General features: G+C 46.2%; 18 protein-coding genes. 3 read left to right on the top strand and 15 right to left on the bottom strand.

Going from position 1 to position 23,641, the window contains the following annotated elements; all coding sequences use genetic code 11:
• Positions 1–6: 6 nt before the first annotated feature.
• The 6 genes from AC1DLM_RS22805 to AC1DLM_RS22830 all read right to left on the bottom strand — a co-directional run bounded on the left by AC1DLM_RS22805 (position 7) and on the right by AC1DLM_RS22830 (position 7,124).
• On the bottom strand, positions 7–822 hold the full coding sequence (locus AC1DLM_RS22805) for a carbohydrate ABC transporter permease (protein ID WP_477571274.1): 816 nt from the start codon (positions 820–822) through the stop codon (positions 7–9).
• Positions 819–1,703 (bottom strand): carbohydrate ABC transporter permease, encoded by an 885-nt coding sequence (locus tag AC1DLM_RS22810; protein ID WP_477571275.1) that lies wholly within the window; start codon positions 1,701–1,703, stop codon positions 819–821. Before AC1DLM_RS22810 ends, AC1DLM_RS22805 begins: the two co-directional genes overlap by 4 nt.
• Before the next feature lie 14 nt (positions 1,704–1,717).
• On the bottom strand, positions 1,718–3,064 hold the full coding sequence (locus AC1DLM_RS22815) for an extracellular solute-binding protein (protein WP_441989927.1): 1,347 nt from the start codon (positions 3,062–3,064) through the stop codon (positions 1,718–1,720).
• 149 nt (positions 3,065–3,213) lie between these two features.
• Entirely contained in the window at positions 3,214–4,821 is a 1,608-nt protein-coding gene (locus tag AC1DLM_RS22820) for a response regulator transcription factor (RefSeq protein WP_477571276.1), read from the bottom strand.
• On the bottom strand, positions 4,818–6,632 hold the full coding sequence (locus AC1DLM_RS22825) for a sensor histidine kinase (protein ID WP_477571277.1): 1,815 nt from the start codon (positions 6,630–6,632) through the stop codon (positions 4,818–4,820). The genes AC1DLM_RS22820 and AC1DLM_RS22825 overlap by 4 nt, the downstream gene beginning before the upstream one ends.
• 48 nt (positions 6,633–6,680) lie before the next feature.
• Entirely contained in the window at positions 6,681–7,124 is a 444-nt protein-coding gene (locus AC1DLM_RS22830; RefSeq protein ID WP_441989930.1) for an OsmC family protein, read from the bottom strand.
• A 770-nt stretch (positions 7,125–7,894) separates the two neighbouring features.
• Between AC1DLM_RS22830 and AC1DLM_RS22835 the strand changes: the two genes are divergently transcribed.
• Positions 7,895–8,575, top strand: coding sequence for an endonuclease domain-containing protein (locus tag AC1DLM_RS22835; protein ID WP_441989931.1), 681 nt, complete (start codon positions 7,895–7,897; stop codon positions 8,573–8,575).
• Between the two features lie 385 nt (positions 8,576–8,960).
• Here AC1DLM_RS22835 and AC1DLM_RS22840 read toward each other — a convergent pair whose 3' ends face one another.
• Positions 8,961–10,727, bottom strand: coding sequence for a methyl-accepting chemotaxis protein (locus tag AC1DLM_RS22840; RefSeq protein ID WP_477571278.1), 1,767 nt, complete (start codon positions 10,725–10,727; stop codon positions 8,961–8,963).
• Positions 10,728–10,934: 207 nt separating this feature from the next.
• Here AC1DLM_RS22840 and AC1DLM_RS22845 point away from each other — a divergent pair, with 207 nt between their 5' ends.
• The gene (locus tag AC1DLM_RS22845; protein WP_477571279.1) at positions 10,935–11,879 is read left to right on the top strand and encodes a diacylglycerol/lipid kinase family protein; all 945 of its coding nucleotides are present in this window, start codon (positions 10,935–10,937) and stop codon (positions 11,877–11,879) included.
• Here the strand turns inward: AC1DLM_RS22845 and AC1DLM_RS22850 are convergent.
• The 6 genes from AC1DLM_RS22850 to pdhA form a co-directional block, all read right to left on the bottom strand.
• Positions 11,876–14,050, bottom strand: coding sequence for an AMP-binding protein (locus AC1DLM_RS22850; RefSeq protein ID WP_477571280.1), 2,175 nt, complete (start codon positions 14,048–14,050; stop codon positions 11,876–11,878). The genes AC1DLM_RS22845 and AC1DLM_RS22850 overlap by 4 nt on opposite strands.
• A 108-nt stretch (positions 14,051–14,158) precedes the next feature.
• Positions 14,159–14,890, bottom strand: a complete 732-nt coding sequence (locus tag AC1DLM_RS22855) for a glycerophosphodiester phosphodiesterase (protein ID WP_477571281.1) — start codon at positions 14,888–14,890, stop codon at positions 14,159–14,161.
• Positions 14,891–15,076: 186 nt separating this feature from the next.
• The gene (lpdA, locus tag AC1DLM_RS22860) at positions 15,077–16,492 is read right to left on the bottom strand and encodes a dihydrolipoyl dehydrogenase (RefSeq protein ID WP_441989936.1); all 1,416 of its coding nucleotides are present in this window, start codon (positions 16,490–16,492) and stop codon (positions 15,077–15,079) included.
• A gap of 4 nt (positions 16,493–16,496) precedes the next feature.
• Complete coding sequence (locus AC1DLM_RS22865; RefSeq protein ID WP_477571282.1) at positions 16,497–17,825, bottom strand: dihydrolipoamide acetyltransferase family protein; 1,329 nt, start codon at positions 17,823–17,825, stop codon at positions 16,497–16,499.
• Between the two features lie 34 nt (positions 17,826–17,859).
• On the bottom strand, positions 17,860–18,840 hold the full coding sequence (locus AC1DLM_RS22870) for an alpha-ketoacid dehydrogenase subunit beta (RefSeq protein WP_057311951.1): 981 nt from the start codon (positions 18,838–18,840) through the stop codon (positions 17,860–17,862).
• Between the two features lie 47 nt (positions 18,841–18,887).
• Positions 18,888–19,970 carry a pyruvate dehydrogenase (acetyl-transferring) E1 component subunit alpha gene (pdhA, locus tag AC1DLM_RS22875; RefSeq protein WP_441989938.1) on the bottom strand — a complete coding sequence of 361 codons (1,083 nt, stop codon included), beginning with the start codon at positions 19,968–19,970 and terminating at the stop codon, positions 18,888–18,890.
• 218 nt (positions 19,971–20,188) lie between these two features.
• On the opposite strand from pdhA, the gene AC1DLM_RS22880 reads away from it, so the two are divergent.
• Positions 20,189–20,920 carry an alpha/beta hydrolase gene (locus AC1DLM_RS22880; RefSeq protein WP_441989939.1) on the top strand — a complete coding sequence of 244 codons (732 nt, stop codon included), beginning with the start codon at positions 20,189–20,191 and terminating at the stop codon, positions 20,918–20,920.
• Here AC1DLM_RS22880 and AC1DLM_RS22885 read toward each other — a convergent pair.
• The gene (locus AC1DLM_RS22885) at positions 20,912–21,733 is read right to left on the bottom strand and encodes a lipoate--protein ligase family protein (RefSeq protein WP_441989940.1); all 822 of its coding nucleotides are present in this window, start codon (positions 21,731–21,733) and stop codon (positions 20,912–20,914) included. The two genes, AC1DLM_RS22880 and AC1DLM_RS22885, sit on opposite strands and share 9 nt — an antisense overlap.
• A gap of 74 nt (positions 21,734–21,807) precedes the next feature.
• Positions 21,808–23,628, bottom strand: coding sequence for a peptidoglycan D,D-transpeptidase FtsI family protein (locus AC1DLM_RS22890; RefSeq protein ID WP_477571283.1), 1,821 nt, complete (start codon positions 23,626–23,628; stop codon positions 21,808–21,810).
• Positions 23,629–23,641 lie beyond the last annotated feature (13 nt).

Below are 23,641 nucleotides of genomic sequence, written 5' to 3' on the forward strand. Positions count from 1 at the left end.
GTTTAATTAGGCTTTGATATTTTCCAAGATGCCTCTCTGTAGAAGGAGATACATCACAACAACAGGAATTACACTGATCATGATTGCCGCACATAGCGAACCATAGTTCATATTCAACTGGTCATAGAAGGCCACCATACTCACGGGGAGCGTCCTCAGCTTCTCTTTGGTCAGAAATAAATTCGCCATAATGAATTCATTCCAGCTCGTTAGAAAGTTCAACATGAATACGGTAAATAGGGACGGTAGTGAAATGGGGACGATGATCCGACACAACAACCCGTAAATGGAAAGCCCATCCATGATACCCGCTTCTTCCAGTTCATTCGGTATGGAGCTCAGAAAGCTGCTAATCATGAACACGGTCCACGGCAATCCTAATGTCACATAGGGCAGAATTAAAGCCAGCGGTGTGTTATAGAGATGCAAGCTCCTTAGCAGCATATACAAAGGGACCAGCAAGGAAGCGGCAGGCACCAGCAAGGCCAAGATCAGTATCCTTTTCAGAACGAGACTTAGCTTTGGAAAAGACATCCGAGTCAGCGCATAAGCGGTCGCAGTTCCTAGCGCTAACGAAACAATAGCTGAAACCGTCGAATTGATCACACTATTCATAAAATAATGGCCCACATGTGCGCCAGTCCACGCATTCCAATAATTCGATAACGAAAACTCTGTGGGAAAGGACCATGGGGCAGTAATAATTTCTTTATTTGTCTTGAAGGATGAATTCAACGTCCACCCAAGTGGAAATAAAATCAACCCGATGTAGATCACTAAAATCGCATGTGGGAAAATACGGCGCAGGAGGCTTCCTCTCATAAGCGCACCTCCTCCTGGTTCCTTGTGAACCATCCGAATACGGACGTTAAGATAGCCGTAAAAATGAGAATCAGTACCGCGATGCTGTTCGCGTAGCCATACTCGCCGATACGATAAGCTTTTTTGATCATATAAGATGCCATAACCTCCGTGATCCCATAGGGATTCCCACCTGTCATGACAACTACAATGTCCATGGCTTTCATGCCGCCCGTAATCGATAAGAGCATCATAACCATAATTACGGGTCTTAGCAGCGGCAAAATGATTGACCAAGCTTGACGGATGCCCCCTGCACCATCCATTTGAGCAGCTTCCACCAGATGCTTTGGAATGGCATAGATGGCAGATACCACAAGCACCACATAGAACCCCATCCATTGCCAAGCATTGGTGATCAAAATGGCGAGCATCGCCGTCGCGCCATCTGCCAGCCAAGCATGCTGCCAGCTCGATAAACCGACTGCTTCTAAGACTTGATTAAGCAGCCCCGCCTGCGGATGATAAATAAATTCCCAGAGCACACCTACGACCGCAGTCGATAGAATCGTTGGAAGGAAAATCAGAGCTTTATACATCCTGATCCAACGCTTTAATCTACTCACAAGCAATGCAATAGCTAATATAACGGGAATTTGAATCCCGATAGAAAAGCCAATGAAGTACATATTATTTCGTACAGCAATCCAGAAATAAGGATCATGAAAAGCTGCAACGAAATTGTCCAGCCCATTAAATGTCGCCGGGGAGATGCCGTTCCACTCCGTAAACCCGTAACGCAGCGACATCAACATTGGATACATGAAAAAAATCGCAAATACGAGCAGCGTCGGCAAAGTAAAGAGCATGTACGCCCTTGCATTTCTTCCCATTTGATTCATATGTCATCCTACTACTATTTGGAATGGGTTTCTTCTTTATTCGAAGCTTCTTGCTGCTTCTGTAATTCCGTCATCAGCGAGGCCGGATCTGTTCTTCCGCCAAGCAACTCCTGCATTCCTCGTTCAAGCTTTTCGCGAACCTTCGTTTGTATGCGGGAATCGAAGGCTGGGAAAGTTCCTTTACTAGTCGCAAACACATTCAATATTTCCGTTATCAAGGGGTTTACTTGACTCGTATCCTGCAGCTTCATCGCTGGCGGCATCCCCTCTTCAACGAGCTGCCTCTTCTGCATCGATTCCGTATACATTTGCTTAATGAACTCTTTGATCGCCAGCAATTGTTCGGGGGTTACCTTTTTGGAAAATCCATAGGCATTGGACCAGCCCCCATTGATATACCCATCACCAGGTCCCCCCATAGAAGGGAAGTTCATGAAGCCGATATCCCGTGCAATGACTGACTTATCAGGATCTAGGAGCGGCGTGTTCGCCCAGCTGCCATCAAACATGAAAGCTGCGTTTCCACTGCTGAATGTATTTTGCTGTTCGGCATACGCAAGTGCTAGGCTGCCATCTTGGAAGTAGTCTTTCTGAATAAGCGTTCGATACTGTTCAAAAGCTTTCAATACCTCGGGATCCGTCCAATGCATGCTTCCATTCAAAAACCCCTCGATCGAATCCGCCCCTGCCGTGCGCACCCACATCGTATTAATCATCATGTTAATAACCCAGGAGTCCTTAGCCGCCATGGCAAAAGGGGTAATTTTGGCAGCTTTCAGCTTCGCTGCTGCGGCTACCAGCTCGTCCCATGTTTCGGGCAGCTTGATTCCCTGCTCTTTCAAAATCTTTTTGTTATAGTACAGGCCTTCCACATAGCCAGCCATCGGAATCCCATAGATTTTGCCATTCACCGTAAACTCTTCAAAGCTATAGAACTTATCTGTTAACCCAAGCTCTTGCAGGATGGGGGTAAGGTCCAGCAGTCGATTCGCCTTCACGTAATCCTTCGTATCCGTGCCTCCGAACAGGTCGAATATTTCTGGCGGATTCCCTGCAGCCATTTCTGCTCGCAGCTTTTCGAAGCGATTCACCTTATCCTCAACACCATCTAACGTAATCGTCAAACCAGGCACTTTGGCTTCGGTCGCTTTGACAACATCCTGCAGCATGGCGAGGCGTTTCTTCTGCGTATCCTTTACCTGTGTATGCCGGATGGTCAGCAAGATTGGCCCATTCTGGACACTTTTTCCACTAGACGCATCATGCCCTGGATCCGATTTATCCGAAAATATACTGCATGCCGACAGCATGAACGTGAGAGCTATAGCACCTGCACTCCAAATTAGTGACCGTTTTCTCATCCACTCGGTTCTCCTTTAAATGCTTCTTGGACTACTTCGTGATCAAAAGTGGACTTTTTAAACAACCGCTTTAAGCTTACCATTTAAGTATAATTGAACCTCTGTGTGTACTAAAGACAGATAAATTCCTAATCTAGGGGCAAATTCCTCTAGTTCCCTTCCTTTCGCTTATCCCGATACTCGGAAGGAATTTCGCCCGTAAACTTCTGAAATACCTTAGTAAAATAGCGCCGTTCGATGTAGCCCACGCATTTCCCAATATCCGTAATGCTTTTGTCACTATGAAGCAATAAGGATTTCGCCTGCTCCATCCGATGCTTCGTTACATACTCCACAAAGGTTTCCCCAAAGTGTTGTTTAAATAACAAACTGAAATAGCTCGAGCTAATTCCCAAGGAGCTGGCAATATCCTCAATGCCGAAATCCGTTGAATAATGTGTTCGAATATATTCCTTAGCAGAGGCCATGAGGAGCTCACTATTTTTCTTCTTGTTCGTACCTTCGAGCCCGTTCGATACAAGTTGTACCATAACCTGCAACAAATGCGGGATACTCTCGCTTTTATCCAACTCACGCCAAATCTGTTCTTCTTCCTGACTATCGAGGGCATTCATCTCACGCAACTCTCGCAGTACATGCAGGATCAAATAGTGCAGCATCTGATAAGCGCGAGCGAATGATCCCTCCGACAAACCTTCCAGTAACAACTTAAGACGATCCAGCGCATCCTCGGTCTTCGGACGATTCAACTGCTTCATGCCCGTAACAATTTCCTCTACCAAAAACCAAAGCGAACTACTCGCATCCGAAGATTCTTTGGCTTCTTTATAGGGCAGTACGGATTGCTGCTTATCTAAATTCAACTGCATAAACCTCTGCAGCTTTCGATAGGTATCCGCTAGCTGTTGCAGTCCTACTGGCCCTGGAAAGTAGCCCACACTAATCCCTAGCTTCACAGATTGACTGACATTTCGTTGTAATTTGGCAGCTAACTCACGTAATTTCGTTTCTACGGAAGTAGGGTCTGTAGGGTCTTCCTCCTCCCACGCCATGAGCAGTGACCATTCTCCTTCTCGCATCTGAAGAACGGTGTACTGTGAGATCTCGTCCGCCAAGGAATCCTGTAGGACATTCCGCACAGCGAAGTTCCACAGCTTACGTTCTTGCTCACTCCACAGCAAAGATTTCTGAGAATAATTATCTACGTCAATAATCGCGAACACATAACGCAGTGTCTCTAGATCCCCCTGATCAATGGGAAGCTGTGTACTCGCCGTAATATCCGTATAATCCATCATAATATCCTGCAAAATCTTCTCGTAAGCCAAGCTTCTAATCTTCCCCCACTTCAGGAGTTCTTCCTGATGGTTCTGTTTCTTAGCACGAATTTCGCCGGCAAGCTTACGAATCGAATTCTCAAGCTCTTCGTAATTGATTGGCTTTAGAATATAATCACTAACCCCCACCCGCAGGAGCGAGCGCACATAGTCGAAATCCTGATACCCCGTCACCATCAGCACCGTGCAGTCTTCATTGATTTCCCGCAGCTTATGAATGAACGTAATGCCATCCATTTGCGGCATCCGAATATCACTCATCACGATGTCCGGGATATGCTGAACACAGAGTTCTAAGGCTTCAAGCCCATTTTTGGCTGTGCCTACAATATCAATCTCGAGCTCTTTCCAAGGAATGACCGCCTGCAAATTACGTAAAATGTTAGGCTCATCGTCTGCCAAAATCGCTTTTAACCTCACCCTGCATCCCTCTTTCTTTTCGGAATAATCACCTTCATCGTCGTACCTTGACCTTCTTGAGAACAAATAAACATCCCATAGTGCTCACCATATTGAATCCGAACCCGATCGGCAACATTACTTACACCAAGGCCTCTTCGCTCTTCATTCGATTCCAAAATTTCATGAAATGGCGTCTCCAGTTCGGTTTTATAATGGAATTTCGCTAGCTTTTCGTTACTGATGCCAACGCCGTTATCCGTCACATATAGCCCAATACGATCCCCTTCATCCACAACCTTCACCGTAATTAGCCCCATATAGTCAATTGGTTCAAAGCCATGCTGTAAGCTATTCTCGACCAAAGGCTGCAAGGTCAGCTTCAAAATGTCCTCATGGAGCAGCTCCGGAGGCGCCTCAATCGTGTATTGGAACTGATCCTCAAAGCGGAACTCCTGTATTTCCAAATAACTGCGCAGATGCTCAAGCTCCTGCTTCAACGTAATCTCTTCCCGGTTTTCCATCCCGATCCGGAGCAAATTCCCAAGTCGAATCACCATCTGGCTGACTTTCTTCCCTTGGTTTTGAATGGCTAGTACATTAATGGACTCGAGCGTATTAAAAAGAAAATGAGGCTTAATCTGTGCTTGCAGCAGCATAAGCTCTGCCTTGTTTTTGCGGTCCTGCTGACGCTTCACCTCTTCGAGCAAATCCTCGACCCTTACAACTAGACTATTAAATCCTCTCGCTAGCGCTGTGGTTTCGTCCTTTCCGCTCACTTCCATACGGGTCGTCAGATCACCACGCTCCACCTTTTTCATAGAGGAAAGCATGCGAAGAATCAGTTGAATAATACGTCTTACGAAGACAAGGTTATACACCAGGGCAAAGAACAAACAAATAAACGTAATTCCTGCCACGAGCTTCATAATCGTCTCGATTTCCCCAGCGACATATTTCCATGACGTGATCGACACGACACTCCAATCCTGAACCCCCATCCCATTAATATTCAAATGATAGAGGGAAATCAGACTTTTCTCATTTTGAAAATTGGCCTGGAAGCTGTAATTATTGAATCCAAGATCGAATTTCCCTTGCGTCAATTGCAGGACATTCGCCCCTTCTAAACTTTGCTTATTATCGTAAAAAATAAGACCGTTTTTATTGATCAGCAGATAGCGTTTGGAGCTTTCCTCACTCGTATTGAAGGATTTGAATATCTGATCCAGCTCATTGAATTTAAATTTCAACAGCATATAGCCGAGATTATCCATCGTCCAAAAATCTTTCACCATTCGCGCTTGATAGAACTCGCCGCGGCCTGAACCGAACTCTTTGAATTCGGAGGGTCCTATCCAGAGTGGACTGCCATTAAGATCTTGGATGTGCTGGAAGGCCATGCTTTGCTGAATCGTTTGCCATGGAATCGAACTTCCACTCGTTCGCCCGGCACTAAAGGATTTGCCGCTATTGTTGTAAATGACAACAGATTGAACAGGCGAATAAGTCAGAATCGAGCCGCGAAGCAGCGTATCAAATGTGTTCAAATCATACGAGGATAGGGGATCCTCGTTCGGTTTTGCCGCATCTATCGTACGATAGATGCCTTGAATGCTATCTTTGACCATCCAGAAATCGGAGAAATAGTTCGCTTCCTTGAACATGTAGTAAATATTACGAGAGATCGCTTGCAACGTGACTTCTGTGAGATCCCCATATTTTTTCTCAATTAGCTGCTGGGAGACTGTGTACACCGCTGACCCTAGGACGAATAAGGGGATGATGATGAAAAGTAAAAAACCGATAAATACTTTTTTGTTCAGATTCATCGCTGCGCTGCCCTCCTTCTAGATCGAATCGGACAATGGATTAGTCAACTACACGCCCGAGATTCGAATCTCGGGTTCGACGCTAATATGTACATTGCCTCGCAAAGCTTTGCTAATCATGCAGGTTTGTTCCGCACGGAAGGCCGCTTTGTTTATTTTATCCAGTTGAGCTTCGGTCATATGTGGTGGCACAGAAATTAGAGGACGATGGACGATCGCATTCACTTTCATTGTTGGTTGGTTCTGGATGTAGATGTGGGAATGGAGTTCTAGGGATTCGATGCCTGCTCGATGGAGCAATGTGCCGAGTGTGATCAGGTAGCAGGTTGCCGCGGCGCCGAGCAGCATTTCTTCCGGATTCGTCCCTACGCCAGGTCCGTCAAATTCGCTTGGCACGGAAATGGATGTCTGGAAGCCATCCGCTTGGAGTTGGCCGGTCCCATCAAGACCGCCGGTCCATGTGGCCTTAAGTTCAAAAACTTGCTCTGGCATGGGAAATACGCCTCTTTCTATGTATGATCAAAACCTTACATTTAAACAAACCCACAATTCACAATCAACTTTTCGTAAAACCTTCCAAACCTCAAGCAAACCTCAAGCCTCATACCTCAAGCCTCATACCTCAAACCTCATACCTCATACCTCATACCTCAAACCTCAAACCTCAAACCTCATACCTCAAACCTCCAGCAAATCTTTGGTAGATTTCATTTTATTGTAAAGGAAGCAAGCAGGATTCACCAGTCATTCAAACAACATAAAAAATCGTTCCCGCACCTAATCAGCACGAAAACGATTTATCTAACTTCAATTGATCTCTATGAAATTGCGTAATTCATGTGTTGGAATATCAAAACAATGAAAGCCCTACCTCTCTTTCATCCTTGCGGCTCCAATGACCGCGCCAGTGCGAATTGCGTTACAAACACTTACTGCCGAAACACTTACGTTGCCTCGGGTTTACCATAAATGAGCTGATGGACTGCGCATTGGGAGAAAAACAAACAAGGAGAGGGGGTTACTTTCTTCTCGCTAATCGTTCGTGTGGGGTAAATGAGGCTAAATATGAAGTGTTTATATGGTTTCATTTCAATCAACTTCAATATTATATAATAATAGTACATGCGTGTCAATACGGTGGTGATATACGGAGTGTGTGTGCTACAATGTTGACATAGTTGGTCGTAAAGCATACGCCGCTTTTCAAGTTCAGCCTTGGCTGTTCATGAGAAGCGGCTTTATCATTTCAAGGAGGCATCCACATGAAAATAGCATTCGAAGTTGCACATGATGGATTTATCGCTTACCACGCGTCCACTCGAAAAGGTGACTCGCTTCGCAGACTGCTGGAGGGCCACAGTCATGCTGAAAAACTATTTCTTTTGCAGGTTTGGTGGCCTGCTTTTAAACATTTCAACGATCTTCATCCCGAATATGAAGTGAAAGACTTCCGAGATGGAACCCGATTCCTTGATTTTGCTTTTATCAAACATACACTCAAACTTGCCATCGAAATCGATGGTTTCACCACCCACGCCTCACAAATTAGCCGATCCCAATTCTCCGATCACCTCATTCGTCAGAACCACCTCATCATCGATGGCTGGCGAATCCTTCGTTTCTCCTACGACGATATCAAAGATCGCCCTCGCATGTGCCAACAAATCCTACAACAATTTATGGGACGCTATTTGGGCATGAACGACGGGTCAGTCCAATTGATAAGCTACGTGGAGAAGGAAGTCTTGCGGTATGCGATAAACAGTGATAATCCCCTCACCACTCAAGATGTATGCCAAGTACTCGCTATCGAATCTCAGAAAGCACGACAACTGCTCAAGGTCATGCATGTGAAAAACATGCTTGAACCCGCAGGAAAAGGGACTAAACGGATTAGATACTACCGCCCTACAGCTGAGATACTTCAGCAATTGATGGGATAGTGCGAAGTGATACGACGGATTCGACTTATCCAGCTCCAATAGTGATGTTTTTCATCACTAACTGCAGCATTTGCGGCTGATTCACCCAGCTCCACCTGCTTTAGTGATGTTTTTCATCACTAACTGCAGCATTTTCGGCTGATTCACTCAGCTCCACCTGCTTTAGTGATGTTTTTCATCACTAACTGCACGTTTTCAGCAGATTCGTCCAGCTCCACCTACTTTAGTGATGTTTTTCATCACTAACAGCACCGCTTGCGTCAGATTCGTCCAGCTCCACCTACTTTAGTGATGTTTTTCATCACTAACAGCACCGCTTGCGTCAGATTCGTCCAACTCCGGCACACAAACAAAAACCCGCAGGCTCAACGCCCGCGGGTTCACGCTACACCTTAAATTTCTGCAGCGAAATTTGTAATTCTTCCGCTAGTCCGGCCAGGGACTTCGCGGAGTTCTCGATTTCCTCCGTGGTCGACATTTGCTGCTGACTCGCAGCGGATGTCTCTTGGCTGACGGAAATCCCCGTCTCCGAAACGGAGCTCACAATACGCATCACTTGCTCGATGCGTAAGTTCGCGTCTACGAGTTGGTGGATGTTCCGGTTCACATCTTCCACTTTCGTATTCACCTTCTCGACCGAAGTCTCGATATGTACGAACGATTCCTGCGCTTCCTCCGAAATCGTCAATCCCTCTTGCACTTTCCCTGCTCCGGTATGCATGGAGCTAACAGCTTGATTGATCTGGCGTTGAATCGTCGACACTAGATCCGTAATATTTCGCGCCGAAGTGGACGACTGCTCCGCAAGTTTGCGCACTTCCMCAGCAACGACCGCGAAGCCGCGCCCAGCTTCCCCTGCACGTGCTGCTTCAATCGCTGCATTCAAGGAAAGCAGATTCGTCTGCGTCGAAATCTCGTTAATGACATTGACGATTTCACCAATTTTGTGTGCATTTTTACCCAAAGCTTCGATAACGACATTAACATCACGAACCGCATCTGATATCTCAGTCATTTGCCCCGCGATTGAAACGACCGATTGCTTACCATGCTGAGCGGCCTGCGTTGCTTGATTCACAAGCGCAGCAACCACTTGCGCCGACTCATCAATTTGCTTCGTGCTAGTCAGCATAAGCCCAACGGCCTCATTCGCTTGCGTCACACCAGCAAATTGTTTATCGAAATCCTCCGACAACTGCTGACTAGAAGTAGCAACTTGTCTTGCTGCCAGAGAGCTTTGCTCTGAGCTAGCAAGCAGCTCTTCGGAACTCGCTGAAAGTGTTAAAGCATTATCTGAGATTTGCATAACTAAGCCACGCAAGCTCCCTGTCATGACATTAAAGGAATTCGTTAATTTACCTACCTCATCCCCATAAGGATAGTCCCCTTTAACGGACAGATCTCCACCGGCTGCCTTTTCCATATTTTCTTGGAGTTTGCGAATGGGTGTCGAGATGATCATATCCAACGTCAATGCGCCCAACGTCATCACAACAATCGCAATAATGATCGTAAGTATAATGACCCAATGCGACGTTGCTGAATCCGAACTACTTGATTTCTGAAATTGTTCAGCCGCGGTTTCTTTAAGCGCTACGAGTTTATCTAATGCTTCTACCGTTTTATCACCTTGCGGGGATACTTCATTATTGTAAACCTGATAAGCAACTTGATTATTTTGCGTCGCTTGATCTATGGTTTTAGTGACAAATTCACGATATTTCAGATTCAGTTCCTCGAAGCTTTTGAAAGCCCCAGCCTCTTCCCCATTCAACGCAATCCCTGCAATTTTCGTAACTAAATCTTTATTCGTACCAGCGTTCTCATCCAACTTAGCTTTCAGCTTGGCCTTATATTTCACATCCGTGGATAACATCATTTCTAGTAAATTAGATTCGGTTTCATTGAAATTTGTTTGGAGTTGATTAATCCATTTGACAGATAGCAGACTTTCCTCGTACATTTTAGTAGAGTTGCTAGACATCTTGTCCATATAATAATAGCCCGTAATCCCTACAATTAATAAAAATAAAATGGCAATCGCATTCATGAACAGCAGTTTAAAACGAAGTTTCAGATTACGAAGGACGGACAGGTTGACGTTGAACTTTCCTGTGCTTTGCATGCTGTTCAATTCCGATTTCAATTTCAAAGTTACCCATTCTCCCCCCGAGTGTAAATCATACAACTTTCTCCCATGACATAAAAACTAACATCAAAATTAAATTAATTTACCTATGGTTTATTTTACAAAACAGTGCCCCTTATGTAAAGGAAAATTCGTATAAAACCTACGCATAGCAATTGTTTCACTTACCAAAAACTACCACCTCAACGAAAAGATAAGGGGCAAATACACATGGAATCAATCGGAATTATTGTGAACCCGCTTTCAGGCAATGGCAGAGGAGCTAACATCTGGGGAGTCATCCAATCCTACCTCCAAACGAATCAAATCTCTTATCTAGTCAAATTAACAACCCAAGCAGGTGAAGCAACACAACATGCCATAACACTGATTCAAGAGCATMACGTTCAGCGGATTATTATCATTGGCGGAGATGGCACCGTTCATGAAGCAGCAGGTGGCGTTTGGCAGCATCAGAATAGCAACGGTTCCTCCCCAGTCTGCTCCCTCGCAGTTATCCCGGCAGGAACTGGCAATGATTTTGCAAAAGCCTACTGCATACCTAATCATCCATTAGAGGCCCTTCAAATTGCCTTAACTGCTCCCAGCACAGTGCAAATTGACCTTCTCCATGCCATTCAGATCAACCAAGTGGCAGTTAATAGCATTGGCGCTGGCTTTGACGGCATGGTCGCCAAACTTACGAATGAAGCCAGCTACAAAAAGTTCCTCAACCGCCTTGGACTAGGTAGCTTATCCTATTTCATCTCTATTCTTCGTGTGTTCGCAACCTATCAACCCTCCACCGCATGGATAGAGGTAGACGGCAGTGTTACGAGACTACCTAACATGTGGCTGGCAGCCGTAGCGAATATTCCATTCTACGGAGGGTCGATTCAAATTTGTCCAACAGCAAGTCCAACTGACGGTATGGCCGATGTTGTTGTTATTCAAAGCAACAGCCGCATTCGCCTTCTGCCCGTTCTTTTCACCGTGTACCAAGGCAAGCACACCGAGCATCCTGCAGTATCTTTTTATAAAGGAAAATCTATTTCTATTCGGACAGAAAAGCCCTTGCTTGTCCAAGCAGACGGGGAGTTCGCTGGCTCCACGCCTATTCAAATCGAACTCATCCCCGCCGGTATTTCCGTCATACGTTCAAAACCCACAGCCTAAGCTGTGGGTTTACTTCCAGCATCACTTGTCAGTGCCCATTGCTTCATCGTCACATAATCTGTCTTCCCACTCCCCAAAAGCGGCAGCTTCTCGATATACCGAAACTCAGATGGCATATAAATCGCAGGCTGCCCCTCCTGCTTCATCAACTCGCGTAGTGATTCAAGAGGACTCACCTTACTGGTATGAAAAACAATGATTCGCTCCCCTTTTCTCCGATCAGGCACATGTACTGCAGCGCAAACCGCAGGCGCCACCAAACTCTTTGCTACGAGCTCTTCCACCATGAGAAGCGATACTTTTTCGCCACCTATTTTAGCAAAAGACTGCAAACGGGCTTGAATGAACAAATAGCCTTGATCATCCAACGTCACAATATCCCCAGTGCTATACCACTCCGAAGCAGGAACGAAGCCACGACCATGAATCAAATACCCTTTCATCACATTCGGGCCTCGAACGAGCAAATGACCACCAGTCGCAATCCCATCTACCATTTCCACGACAGCCTCAATGCCAGGGAGTAATTTACCTACTGAACCTTTCTTCCCATGCATCGGTGTATTCAGTGAAATAACTGGCGTCGTCTCCGTCGTTCCATAGCCCTCCAGAATGCGAATCCCGAATTTATCCTGCCAAATTTGACGTACTTCCTCTTTCAGCCTTTCGGCACCAGCCACAACATATCGCAAGGAATGGGCAAAATCATAAGGATGCGCCGTTCTCGCGTAAGCACCAAGAAACGTTGAGGTGCCGAATAAAATTGTAATATTCCGATCATAAACGAGCTCTGGAATGACTTTATAATGCAAGGGATTCGGATATAAAACCAACTTCACCCCCGAAAGAATCGGAAGCATCGTCCCCGCTGTCAGACCAAACGAATGAAACATCGGCATGCTGCCAAGCACGCTATCTGAACTATTAAAGGCAATAACAAGCCTTGCCTGCTGTATATTCGCGCAAATATTTCGATGCGTAAGAACGACACCCTTCGGCATACTCTCACTGCCTGAAGTGAAAAGCACAACTTCATTAAGATCAGCACCCACTGGCCCTTTCTTCCTCAGAACAAAGTCCAACAAACCACTTAACTTATCTTGCAACGCTAGTGCTTTCTTCACATCTTCAAGATAAATCACATTGAATAACCCGCTAGCACTCTGGATAAAATCCTGTAGACCCGCCTTCTCGATAAAAACTCGAGACGTCAGCACAGTCCTCACTTCGGCCGTTTCACACGCTTCCAGCATCGCTTGCCTACCAGCAGAGTAATTCAATATCGCCGGCGTAACGCCTAATCGGAATAGGGCAAACAACGTCACCACATGCCCCGCGGCATTTGGCAGCAACAAGGCTACCCGCTTTTGATCATCCAAAAGCTTCCCCAATCGAACTGCCAATGTATAGCTGCTCAACTGCAGCTTCCGATACGTCAAAGCAGAATGACTCATCACATCTTCGCAAATGACTCTCGATTGACCGTGCCTTTGAGCCACCGCGAGCAGCTCGTTGAATAAGTTAACCTCGGGCTGGAGCCGACTATTCAGCAAATGACACAACAACTTCGTGCGGATCGCCTCCGTCGCCTGCTCCTTTTGAACTTTTCTCGTGACGCGCTCATCCCCTGCCGGGACTTGAAAAGCTTCACCAAACGCAATGTTCACCTGCGGGAACCAGCGTTGCTTTATTTTTCCGCGTAAATACGATAACTTCGAATGCTCCAAACCTTCAATCGAAATCGGTATAATTCGAGCCTGTGATCGTAATGCAATGTACCCTATGCCCCCGTATATTTTCATCATGCCGCCTGTCGTCGTGATCCGTCCTTCTGGAAAAATGACAAGCGGTGTTCCACTTTGGATCGTTTTTAACATTGTACGAACTGCATAGGGATTCGAGGTGTCCACCGTGATATGAGCCCTGAAGTGGAGTACCCACGCAAATCGCTTTGCAATGTTCGTATTCACAACAAATGCCACATCTGTAGGCAAAATCAAAGCAAGTACCACCGCATCCAATAAGGATACGTGGTTCGGAATGAGCACTGTTTTGCCCGTCAGATCGAATTTCGCCATGCCCGTCACTTTCACCTTAAAAGCAAGCAACACAAACAGACGCAAGCACGGAAGTAAAAGCCTTACTAGCGTAACGAACATCCATTTGAACATGGAAATTCCCCCTATTGGTATCTCGTTCGAGTCTGTCAATAGTTCATTGTATGCGGGGAAAAAAAATAAGACCTCAGCATCTGTATGCTTCGGTCTATTTATTCTTGGCTATGTATGCAAAAATGCCTTCAACCTGCCGGGGAAATCTGTGATAATACCGGTGACACCAGCGTTGGTCAACCGTTGATAGTCCGAAAGTTCATTCACCGTGTAGGGGTAGACTGCTAGCCCCGCTGCTGTTGCCGATGCAATATCCGTTTCATCCATCGAATGATAATGGGGATGCAGGGAGTAGACTTCGACCTCAAGCAGTTTGGCATATCCCGCATGGTCGATGAGATTCGCTGCATACAGCAAGCCCACCTTCAACGCGGGTTCTGTACGTTTTAAACGCTGAATTACTTTGTGATCAAAAGAAGAAACAACGACGTCCTCGTACCGATTTACCTCTCGGAAGAACGCCAAAAGTGCTTTCTCCATGCGCCCTTCGTAGGCATGCTTCACTTCCACATTGATGAGCGTGCCCTTCGGCACTACATCAAATACTTCGCTTAGAAGGGGGATACGTTCCCCTCTGAACTTCTCCGAAAACCATGCTCCAGCATCTAGCTTCTGAATGTCTGCCCATGGTTTATCGCAAATAAGTCCTGAACCATTCGTTGTTCGATCCAATGTTCCATCATGACAAACGACGATCTCGCCATCCTTCGTGATATGAACATCCAATTCAATCGCCTGTGCGCCTTGCGAAAGCGCCAATACAAATGAAGCCAGCGTGTTCTCTGGAGCTTCACCCGCCGCGCCGCGGTGACCAATGATGATCGGTTTCGGTGTATGCATGTTCAACGCTCCCAACGTATTAGCTTACATGACTTGCTCTACAAATTATATAAGCTGCCGATTCGAAGCGTCAATCATCATCATGTTCCGAATTCATCCTTTGAATTAAAAGAGTCCCGTAGAGCGGCTTATAGCCAAACTCTCGGGACTTTTATCTAAAGGCCTGAAATAACCGTATGAAATAAATTATTTGCCAAGTTGGTGAATCGGATGTCCAAGCGCACCTTCAGCGGCATCCATAATCATTTCCGTCAATGTTGGATGTGCATGAATCGTAAGTGCGATATCTTCCAGGTTTGCGCCCATCTCAACAGCAAGCGCTAGCTCACCGATCAAGTTCGAAGCTTCTGGTCCTACGATTTGTCCACCAAGCAATTGGCCCGTTTCTTTGTCGCCGACAAGCTTCACGAAGCCTTGAGCCGCGTTCAAAGAGTTCGCACGTCCGTTAGCCGCGTATGGGAATTTACCAATGGTTACATTGATTCCTTGCGCTTTCGCTTCGGTTTCGCTTAGACCTACGCCAGCAATTTCCGGATCGGAGAATACGACTGCAGGCATTGCTTTGTAATCAACGATACTTGCGTGACCAGCAATCGCTTCAGCCGCCACTTTTGCCTCATAGGAAGCTTTGTGTGCCAAGGAAAGACCAGGAACAACATCACCAATTGCGAAAATGTGAGGAATGCTCGTTCTACCTTGGTTATCGACTTCGATCAAACCGCGATCTGTCATTTTCAAGTTAATAAGATCTAGACCAAGTTCGCCATCTGTGTTCGGACGACGACCAACAGTTACAAGAACGTAATCTGCGGTGACTTGTTTCTCTTCGCCTTTAACTGTGAAAGTAACCGTAACATCGTTGTCTGTTTTCGTACAGGATTGCGCTAACGCTTCGGTATGAACCTCTACGCCAACTTTCTCTAAGTTCTTAGCTACCAGCTTTGTTAATTCTTTCTCGAAGCCAGGAAGCACGTAATCAGAGCCTTCCAATACAGTCACTTTCGTACCGAATTTCGCATACGTTTGACCAAGCTCGATCCCGATATAGCCACCACCGATAACGATCATGCTTTTCGGGATTTCAGGCAAGTTCAACGCTTCTGTCGAAGAGATGATTCTTCCGCCGTAAGGGAAAGCTTTCAACTCAATCGGACGAGAGCCTGTTGCGATAATACAGTTCTTGAAACGGTAACGCGGTGCTTCAGCATCATTGAACACACGTGCTTCGTGCTCGTTGATGAACATCGCTTCACCTTGGAACGTTTGGATCTTGTTGCCTTTGAGCAAGCCGCTAACGCCGCCTGTTTGTTTAGCAACAATACTGTTTTTCCAAGCTTGTACCTTCGCAAAGTCCACTTTCACGTTCTCTACGGAAATCCCGATGCTGTCAGCATGCTGAGCGTGCTCATACGTATGTGCTGCTGAGATCAAAGCTTTGGATGGGATACAACCGCGGTTCAAACAGACGCCGCCCCAAGCCTCTTTATCAACAATAAGAACGCTTTGTCCAAGCTGTGCTGCGCGAATCGCAGCAACGTAACCGCCAGGACCCGCACCGATAACCAACAAATCTATATCTAAAGAAGCATCTCCTACAACCATGATGTTACACCTCCAAGACGAGAAGCTCTGGATYAGCCAGAAGCTGTTTGATGTAGTTCAAGAAGCTTTGTGCTGTCGCTCCGTCTACGATACGGTGATCGAAGCTCAAAGAAAGCGCCATAACGTGTCCAACAGCGATTTCTCCGTTTTTTACAACTGGCTTCTCCGTGATACGGCCTGCACCCAAGATCGCAACTTCCGGGAAGTTGATTACCGGTGTGAAGAACATACCGCCAACAGACCCGATGTTCGTGATGGAAATGGTGCCGCCTTTCATTTCGTTCGGAGACAATTTACCTTCGCGACCGCGCACGGCCAAATCTTTAATCGCTGCTGCGACGGACCATACGTTTTTACGGTCAGCATCATGGATAACAGGAACGAGCAAGCCGTTGTCTGTATCTGTTGCGATCCCGATGTTGTAGTACTTTTTGTAGACGATTTCTTGCTTCTCTTCGTCGATCATCGCGTTCATGACCGGGAATTGACGGCAAGCTGCTACCAATGCTTTCACGATGAAAGGAAGGTACGTCAGTTTCACGCCTTTTTTCTCTGCTAGAGGCTTCGTACGCTCACGAAGAGCGACAAGTGCGGATACGTCGATCTCATCCATCAATGTCACGTGCGGAGCCGTGTACACGGATTTAACCATCGCGTTCGCGATGATTTTACGGATGCCTTTGAACGGAATCCGTTCTTCGACGCGATCGCCAACTGCAACCACTTGTGCAGCAGCAGGTGCTGTTGTTGATTCAGAAGCTACTGCTGACGCTGCTTCTGTTGCTGCCGGAGCTGCGGCTGTGCCAGCTCCTGTGAATCCAAGCACGTCCTCGCGTGTTACGCGGCCGTGCTTCCCTGTAGGCGTCACCTCTGCGAGTGTGATGCCTTTCTCTCTTGCCAGCTTGCGCACGCTTGGCGTCGCAAGCACTTCACGGCCCGCGCCAGTGCTTGGTGCGGCCGGTGCTGCTACAGCTGCTGCCGCAGGCGCTGCTACTGCTGCTGGCGCCGGAGCCGCAGCAGGTGGAGTCGCTACAGCCACGGCTGGTGCCGCGTGGCTGGATMCTTGATGCATCGAAGCCGCAGGCATCTCGCCCGTTACTTCAATCGTCATCACAAGCTCACCGATTGTGCAGACTTGTCCATCTTTGACGGCAACGCTGACGATCTTGCCTTCAACCGGACAAGGAACTTCAACGACTGCTTTATCATTCTGTACTTCCATAAGAATCGTTTCGTCAGTTACGGTATCACCCGCTTTAACTAACATTTTCACGATCTCGCCTTCATGTATGCCTTCACCAAGCTCTGGGAACTTGTATTCAAACAATGCCACGTGTACGACCTCCTGTTACCTTCGACTGGGTGAATTAGAATTCAAGTACTTTCTTAATTCCAGCAATAACGCTTGCTGGACTTGGCAACCAAGCATCTTCGATCTGTGCAAATGGATACACCGTATCTGGTGGTGAAATACGTAGAACTGGCGCTTCCAGATGTAGAATCGCTTTTTCATTAATTTGAGCAATAACCTCTGCAGCTACGCCAGATGTTTTTTGCGCTTCTTGAACGATAATCGCGCGATTTGTTTTCTTAATGGAAGTTACAATTGTATCGATATCCAATGGAAGAAGTGTACGAAGATCGATAACTTCGACTTTCACACCTTCTGTTTTTTCGATTTCTTCAGCGGCTTTCATGGATGTGTGAACCATAGCGCCGTAAGTAATGATTGTTACGTCAGAACCTTCTTTGACAACATTCGCTTTACCAAGCTCGACTGTATATTCGCCTTCTGGTACTTCGCCGCGGAACGCACGGTATAAGTTCAAATGCTCCATGAAGAAAACAGGGTCATTATCGCGAATAGCTGCAATTAGTAGCCCTTTTGCATCGTAAGGATTGGAAGGAACAACGACTTTAATCCCTGGTGTTTGAACAAGTAGACCTTCAAGTGCATCTGTATGAAGCTCAGCCGCTTTCACACCGCCTCCAAATGGCGTACGGAATACGATTGGGGAGTTGTAACGACCGCCGGAACGGTAACGCATACGCGCTGCTTGCACGCAAATTTGGTCAAGTGCTTCGTAGATGAAACCTACGAATTGGATTTCAGCGATTGGGCGGAAGCCCTGTACGCCTAAACCAACCGCAAGTCCGCCGATTGCGGACTCAGCAAGAGGCGTATCGAATACACGCTCTTCGCCGAATTCTTTTTGTAAACCTTCTGTCGCACGGAATACGCCACCAACGTTACCAACGTCTTCACCGAACAAAATAACATTAGGATCTCTTTCTAATTCTACGCGCATCGCGTCTTTTATCGCTTGAATCATTGTCATTTGTGCCATGACTACTCTGTGCCTCCTAAAGTTAAAACTTGTTTCGAACGTGTACTCTATTTATACAATTCTTTTTGTTCTTCCAAATGTGAAGGTGTAACTTCGAACATGGAGTCGATCAAACCAGCGACTGTCATTTTCTCTGTTTCTTCTGCTTTTTTGATGTGCTCAGCAACAGTAGCTTTCGCTTCTTCCTTCACTTGAGCTTCAATTTCTTCGTTCCAAAGACCTTTCTTCGTCAAGAACAAACGCATGCGCGTAAGTGGATCTCTTGGCTCCCAATCGGACTCTTCATCTTTGGTACGGTATTTCGTAGTATCATCCGCCAAGGAATGCGGACGGTAACGGTACGTCAACGCTTCGATCAACGTAGCGCCTTCGCCTCTGCGTCCTCTTTCAGCAGCTTCAGTAACTGCTTGAACAACAGCTAGAACGTCCATGCCGTCTACTTGCACGCCTTTGATACCCGCAGCAACGGATTTATGTGCAACAGAAAGTGCTCCTGTTTGTTTCGAATATGGTGTTGTAATCGCGTAACCATTGTTTTGTACAAAGTAAATGACAGGCAACTTAAATGCGCCTGCAAAGTTCATACCTTCGTAGAAATCGCCTTCGGAGCTTCCGCCGTCACCTGTGTACGTGATTGCTACACGCGGTTGGTTGCGCTTTTTGAAAGCCATCGCTACGCCTGTTGCGTGAAGAATTTGTGCGCCGATAATAATTTGCGGCATTAGTACGTGAACATCTTGCGGAATTTGTCCGCCATGTTGATGACCGCGGGAATACAAGAATGCTTGATAAAGCGGAAGACCGTGCCATACCAATTGCGGCATATCGCGGTAACCTGGGCAAATGAAATCATCTTTATTTAGGGCAAATTCACTACCAATCATGGATGCTTCTTGACCAGAAACCGGTGCATAGAAACCAAGACGGCCTTGACGACCTAGATTGACTGCTCTTTCATCCCATACGCGTGTGAATACCATTCTTCTCATTAATTCTCTTAATTGTTCATCGCTAAGCTTCGGCATTTTGTCGGGATTTACGACTGTGCCATCTGGAGCAAGAACCTGCAATGGCTCAACCTTTTCTGTGGTCACTTCATAATTTGCTTGGCTGACAAGTGGCTTACTCATACCATTTCACCTCTTATATGATTTTGGTGCCTACTATCTGAACTTCTGTTATAGTATTATTATAATCCTGTTTTGGTGAATTGTACACCAGTAGTGGCGGGGTATCTCACCTTTTTTACTGTTAGTGAATAGTACAGTTTAACAAAATATATAATACAGTTAATAAGGAAACAACAACTGCTATAATACACCTACCCCAATTGAGAAGGAGATCCACGATGCTTGATGACTCCCGTTTGTATAAGCGTACTATTGTAAAAGATGAAGTAACCTCGAGCCTGCTCGGAGAAAATCGTCCCCTGCGGATCTATCTCCCCCCTGGTTATAACGAACTGCTCTCTTATCCCGTTATTTACTGCCAAGATGGTGAACAGTTCTTTAATTTCGGCAGAATTGCTACAACCCTTACTCGATTAATCCTGGATGAGAATCTGGAGCCTGCCATCGTAGTCGGAGTCGATGTGAATAATGCTAACCGAACATCCGAGTACGCACCTGAAGGAGAGCGTCATGATGCCTACTGTCAATTCTTCGCAGAGGAGCTTCTCCCTTATGTAGAAAGTCGTTATCCCGTCCGTACGGAGCGATCAGAACGCATTCTTGCAGGAGATTCACTTGGTGGAACAGTTTCCTTGCATCTCGCTTTAGATTATCCTAGCCTTTTTTGCCGAGTTATATCCTTGTCAGGCGCATTTTTCGACATAACGCGTGAAAGAATCAAACAAGAAGATGACTTATCTTGGCTTGAGATTTATATGTTGATCGGCACAGATGAAACCGACGTTACAACAGAGCGCGGCACTTTCGATTTCGTCCGGGAAAATAGACTGACTCACACGTTTTTACAAGACAAAAATGCCACGCTTCACTATACAGAGAAACCTGGCAAACATATATGGGGTTTTTGGCAAATTGAACTGCCAGCTACGCTTCATTATTTTTTAGGATGAAATGGCATAGCGATCCTTCATCAGTGTAATCATTTCTTGAATCTGAGAATCGTCGGGATACCCGGCGATTTCCTCAGCTTGAGCAAGCTGAATGCCTCGCTTGTTCATTACTTGTCGTAATTGCTCAACAAACAACTCCACTGTTAACGGCAAGTGCAAACACTCCGCTAAGCTCGACATGCTTTCCTGCACTACAATCGGATAATCGTGTTTGGTTGCTGCTACGGCAGCCCTCTCATAAAATCCACGAGCTAATGCAGCCTTTTCCTCGCCGCGGCCTTCAACGATTAGAAAAGCTTGTACTGAAATGGCCAGTTGCTGTCTGCGTTGTGCAATACCACAAAATTTACGCCCTCCAATGCTCAGATCGAATTCCCCTGGGCAAAATGAACCGATAATTTCCCCTTGGTCAATTCGATCCGTAATGGAAGCCATCACTTCTCGAATCAATCCGACCATCCCATCGAAATCTTTACGATGTTCCATATCTCCCGCTTCCTTCGGGAGCAGCAAAGAAATATTAACGACTCCCTTATCTAAGGGTACAGCTGCTCCGCCAGAATTACGTACAGCGGTATCATACCCTTGGCTTCGCAGCCATTCATCTGCATTCGCAGCGTTTGGCAATCTGCTATCTCTTAATCCCATGACGAACGCACGCGGGTGCCGCCAAATATGTAAGATGGGAGGTGTTCCTTGCCCAATTGCACGGCATAAGAGCTCTTCTAAAGCGAAAGCATATAAAATTGGTTGGGATTCGGTATCATTTGAACGATCTAGCAAGCGTAAGGTTGAAGGCAGTTGGGTCGCCATAAGGTTAGGTCTCCTGAGTTTAGTATGTGTCATCAGCATGGGTAGCCAAATAGGCTTAACATCCATCATACCTGTTATTTGCTGTTTGACAACCCTTGGCTCGCCAAAATGTCCATGATCCCCTTAAATAAAGGAATCGCCTTATTACTTTCAGTTGGGTCCGTATTTTTGATCACAACGGATACGGCATAACGAGGCGTTTCTACAGGCCCATATCCAATGAACCATTGATTCACTTTCTCATGGTTACCATTTTGAATTTGCGCTGTCCCTGACTTACCTGCCAGCTTCCATTTCGCACCTTGCAGGCCTTGACCTGTTCCTTCTGTGACAACCTCTCTCATCCAACTCAGCAAGGTACGACTTGTTGCAGCTGAAATTTTGCCAGCATCAGAAGATAGGCTTTTAACAGGAAACGCCTCCATCTCACGCCCCATTTGATATTGAATTTCTTGTACAACTCTAGGGGTAAAGCCCTTCCCATCATTCAACAAGGTCACAACCATATTCGAAGCCTGTAGTGGCGTCATTCTGACATCCCTTTGACCAATCGCCGTTTGCATGAGAACCCCCTCATCATTCTCTGGGGTATGTGCAGCAAATAATTGCCCTCTCTCTTCGGAATCAAATTGTTCAAAAGCATCTCTCGTATCTGTTTTCCCTGTCCAGCCTACTTCATTTAGAACACCTAGCTTATTGGCATATTTCTCTAGTTGAGCGGCTGTCAGACGCCTCATGACATTCGCGAATACGATATTACACGATTGCGCATATCCCTCTTCTAAAGTTAAAGGGCCATGACCATCTTTCCGCCAGCAAGTAAAGCCGTACTTCCCGAGCGCGCCTTCACAATCAAACGTTTCCGTAGGCGACACAACTTTCTCATCCAACGCTGCCGCGGCTACAATTGTTTTGAAAATCGAACCAGGCGCCGTCGCCTTGATTGCATAATTGCTCCAATTATTACTGGCTAGATCTACCTGTAAAGGGTTATAGTTCGGCCTGCTCGCCATGGCGATGACATCGCCATGAGCTGCTTCTTGAACAACTGCCGCTCCCTCGCGAATATTCAGCTTATCCATTAGAGCTTCGATTTGCTGCTGCACACGGCTGTCTAAGGTCGTAATTAGCTTCACAGGGTAGAAAGAGTTAGCCGGCGCAATCATCCGTGCGTCCAATCCCGCTAGAGGCCTCTTTCCCGCATCCGTGAAATAGGAAATTGAGGTTTCACCCACACCGCGAAGCCATGCGTCAAATGACTTCTCAAGGCCTGCTCCCCCAATCTTCGAAGTCAGAGCAACTCGCCCTTTTTCCAAATCCGAGCCGTAGATTTGCATCACACGATCTGGATTTTGACCGATAAAGCCAACTAACTGACGCGCTGTCATGCCAGTAGGATAGCGATCTTCCATTTCAACTACCTTAATATTCGCTAAGCCTAATCCATCTATCTCCTTCACTTGCTGGGAACTCAACGAGAGTGCCTTCCCCCCATCTTGCGTCCCCCATACTTGCGGCTCTTTCAAATTATGAGCAAAAGATAACCAACTCTCTTTATTCGTCTTCAAAATACGTGCTAGTTGACTCACTTCCTGCCCATTCATCGCAAATTCGTTATTGATCGGGAATGCAACTAATGCTTTCACAATTTGGCCAGTTAATGGCTGCAGATTACGATCCAGTATCTCGCCTCTTCCACTCTCTAAGACAAGTGCACGCTGCCTTTGAATCACGGAATTTTTCACCAAATTGATTCCTCGTGATGAATAGCTTTCCGTTGCGGCGATTTGGATCCAGAACAGCTTGCCGAATATACCTAGAAATAAAAGCAGAATCAAAAAGAGCATCAAAAACATACGTCTCTTCTCCATCGATGATAATTGATTCTCACTCATGATACGATCCCCT

It is taken from the genome of Paenibacillus sp. 01T442, assembly GCF_056398345.1.

Bases quoted from the DNA above. Each gene is read 5' to 3' on its own strand.
- AC1DLM_RS22835 (WP_441989931.1), top strand. From the start codon at position 7,895: ATGAAAATAGCATTCGAAGTTGCACATGATGGATTTATCGCTTACCAC.
- lpdA (WP_441989936.1), bottom strand. From the start codon at position 16,492: ATGGTTGTAGGAGATGCTTCTTTAGATATAGATTTGTTGGTTATCGGT.
- pdhA (WP_441989938.1), bottom strand. From the start codon at position 19,970: ATGAGTAAGCCACTTGTCAGCCAAGCAAATTATGAAGTGACCACAGAA.
- AC1DLM_RS22810 (WP_477571275.1), bottom strand. From the start codon at position 1,703: ATGAATCAAATGGGAAGAAATGCAAGGGCGTACATGCTCTTTACTTTG.
- AC1DLM_RS22880 (WP_441989939.1), top strand. From the start codon at position 20,189: ATGCTTGATGACTCCCGTTTGTATAAGCGTACTATTGTAAAAGATGAA.
- AC1DLM_RS22805 (WP_477571274.1), bottom strand. From the start codon at position 822: ATGAGAGGAAGCCTCCTGCGCCGTATTTTCCCACATGCGATTTTAGTG.
- AC1DLM_RS22825 (WP_477571277.1), bottom strand. From the start codon at position 6,632: ATGAATCTGAACAAAAAAGTATTTATCGGTTTTTTACTTTTCATCATC.
- AC1DLM_RS22870 (WP_057311951.1), bottom strand. From the start codon at position 18,840: ATGGCACAAATGACAATGATTCAAGCGATAAAAGACGCGATGCGCGTA.
- AC1DLM_RS22815 (WP_441989927.1), bottom strand. From the start codon at position 3,064: ATGAGAAAACGGTCACTAATTTGGAGTGCAGGTGCTATAGCTCTCACG.
- AC1DLM_RS22885 (WP_441989940.1), bottom strand. From the start codon at position 21,733: ATGGCGACCCAACTGCCTTCAACCTTACGCTTGCTAGATCGTTCAAAT.
- AC1DLM_RS22855 (WP_477571281.1), bottom strand. From the start codon at position 14,890: ATGCATACACCGAAACCGATCATCATTGGTCACCGCGGCGCGGCGGGT.
- AC1DLM_RS22850 (WP_477571280.1), bottom strand. From the start codon at position 14,050: ATGTTCAAATGGATGTTCGTTACGCTAGTAAGGCTTTTACTTCCGTGC.
- AC1DLM_RS22830 (WP_441989930.1), bottom strand. From the start codon at position 7,124: ATGCCAGAGCAAGTTTTTGAACTTAAGGCCACATGGACCGGCGGTCTT.
- AC1DLM_RS22890 (WP_477571283.1), bottom strand. From the start codon at position 23,628: ATGAGTGAGAATCAATTATCATCGATGGAGAAGAGACGTATGTTTTTG.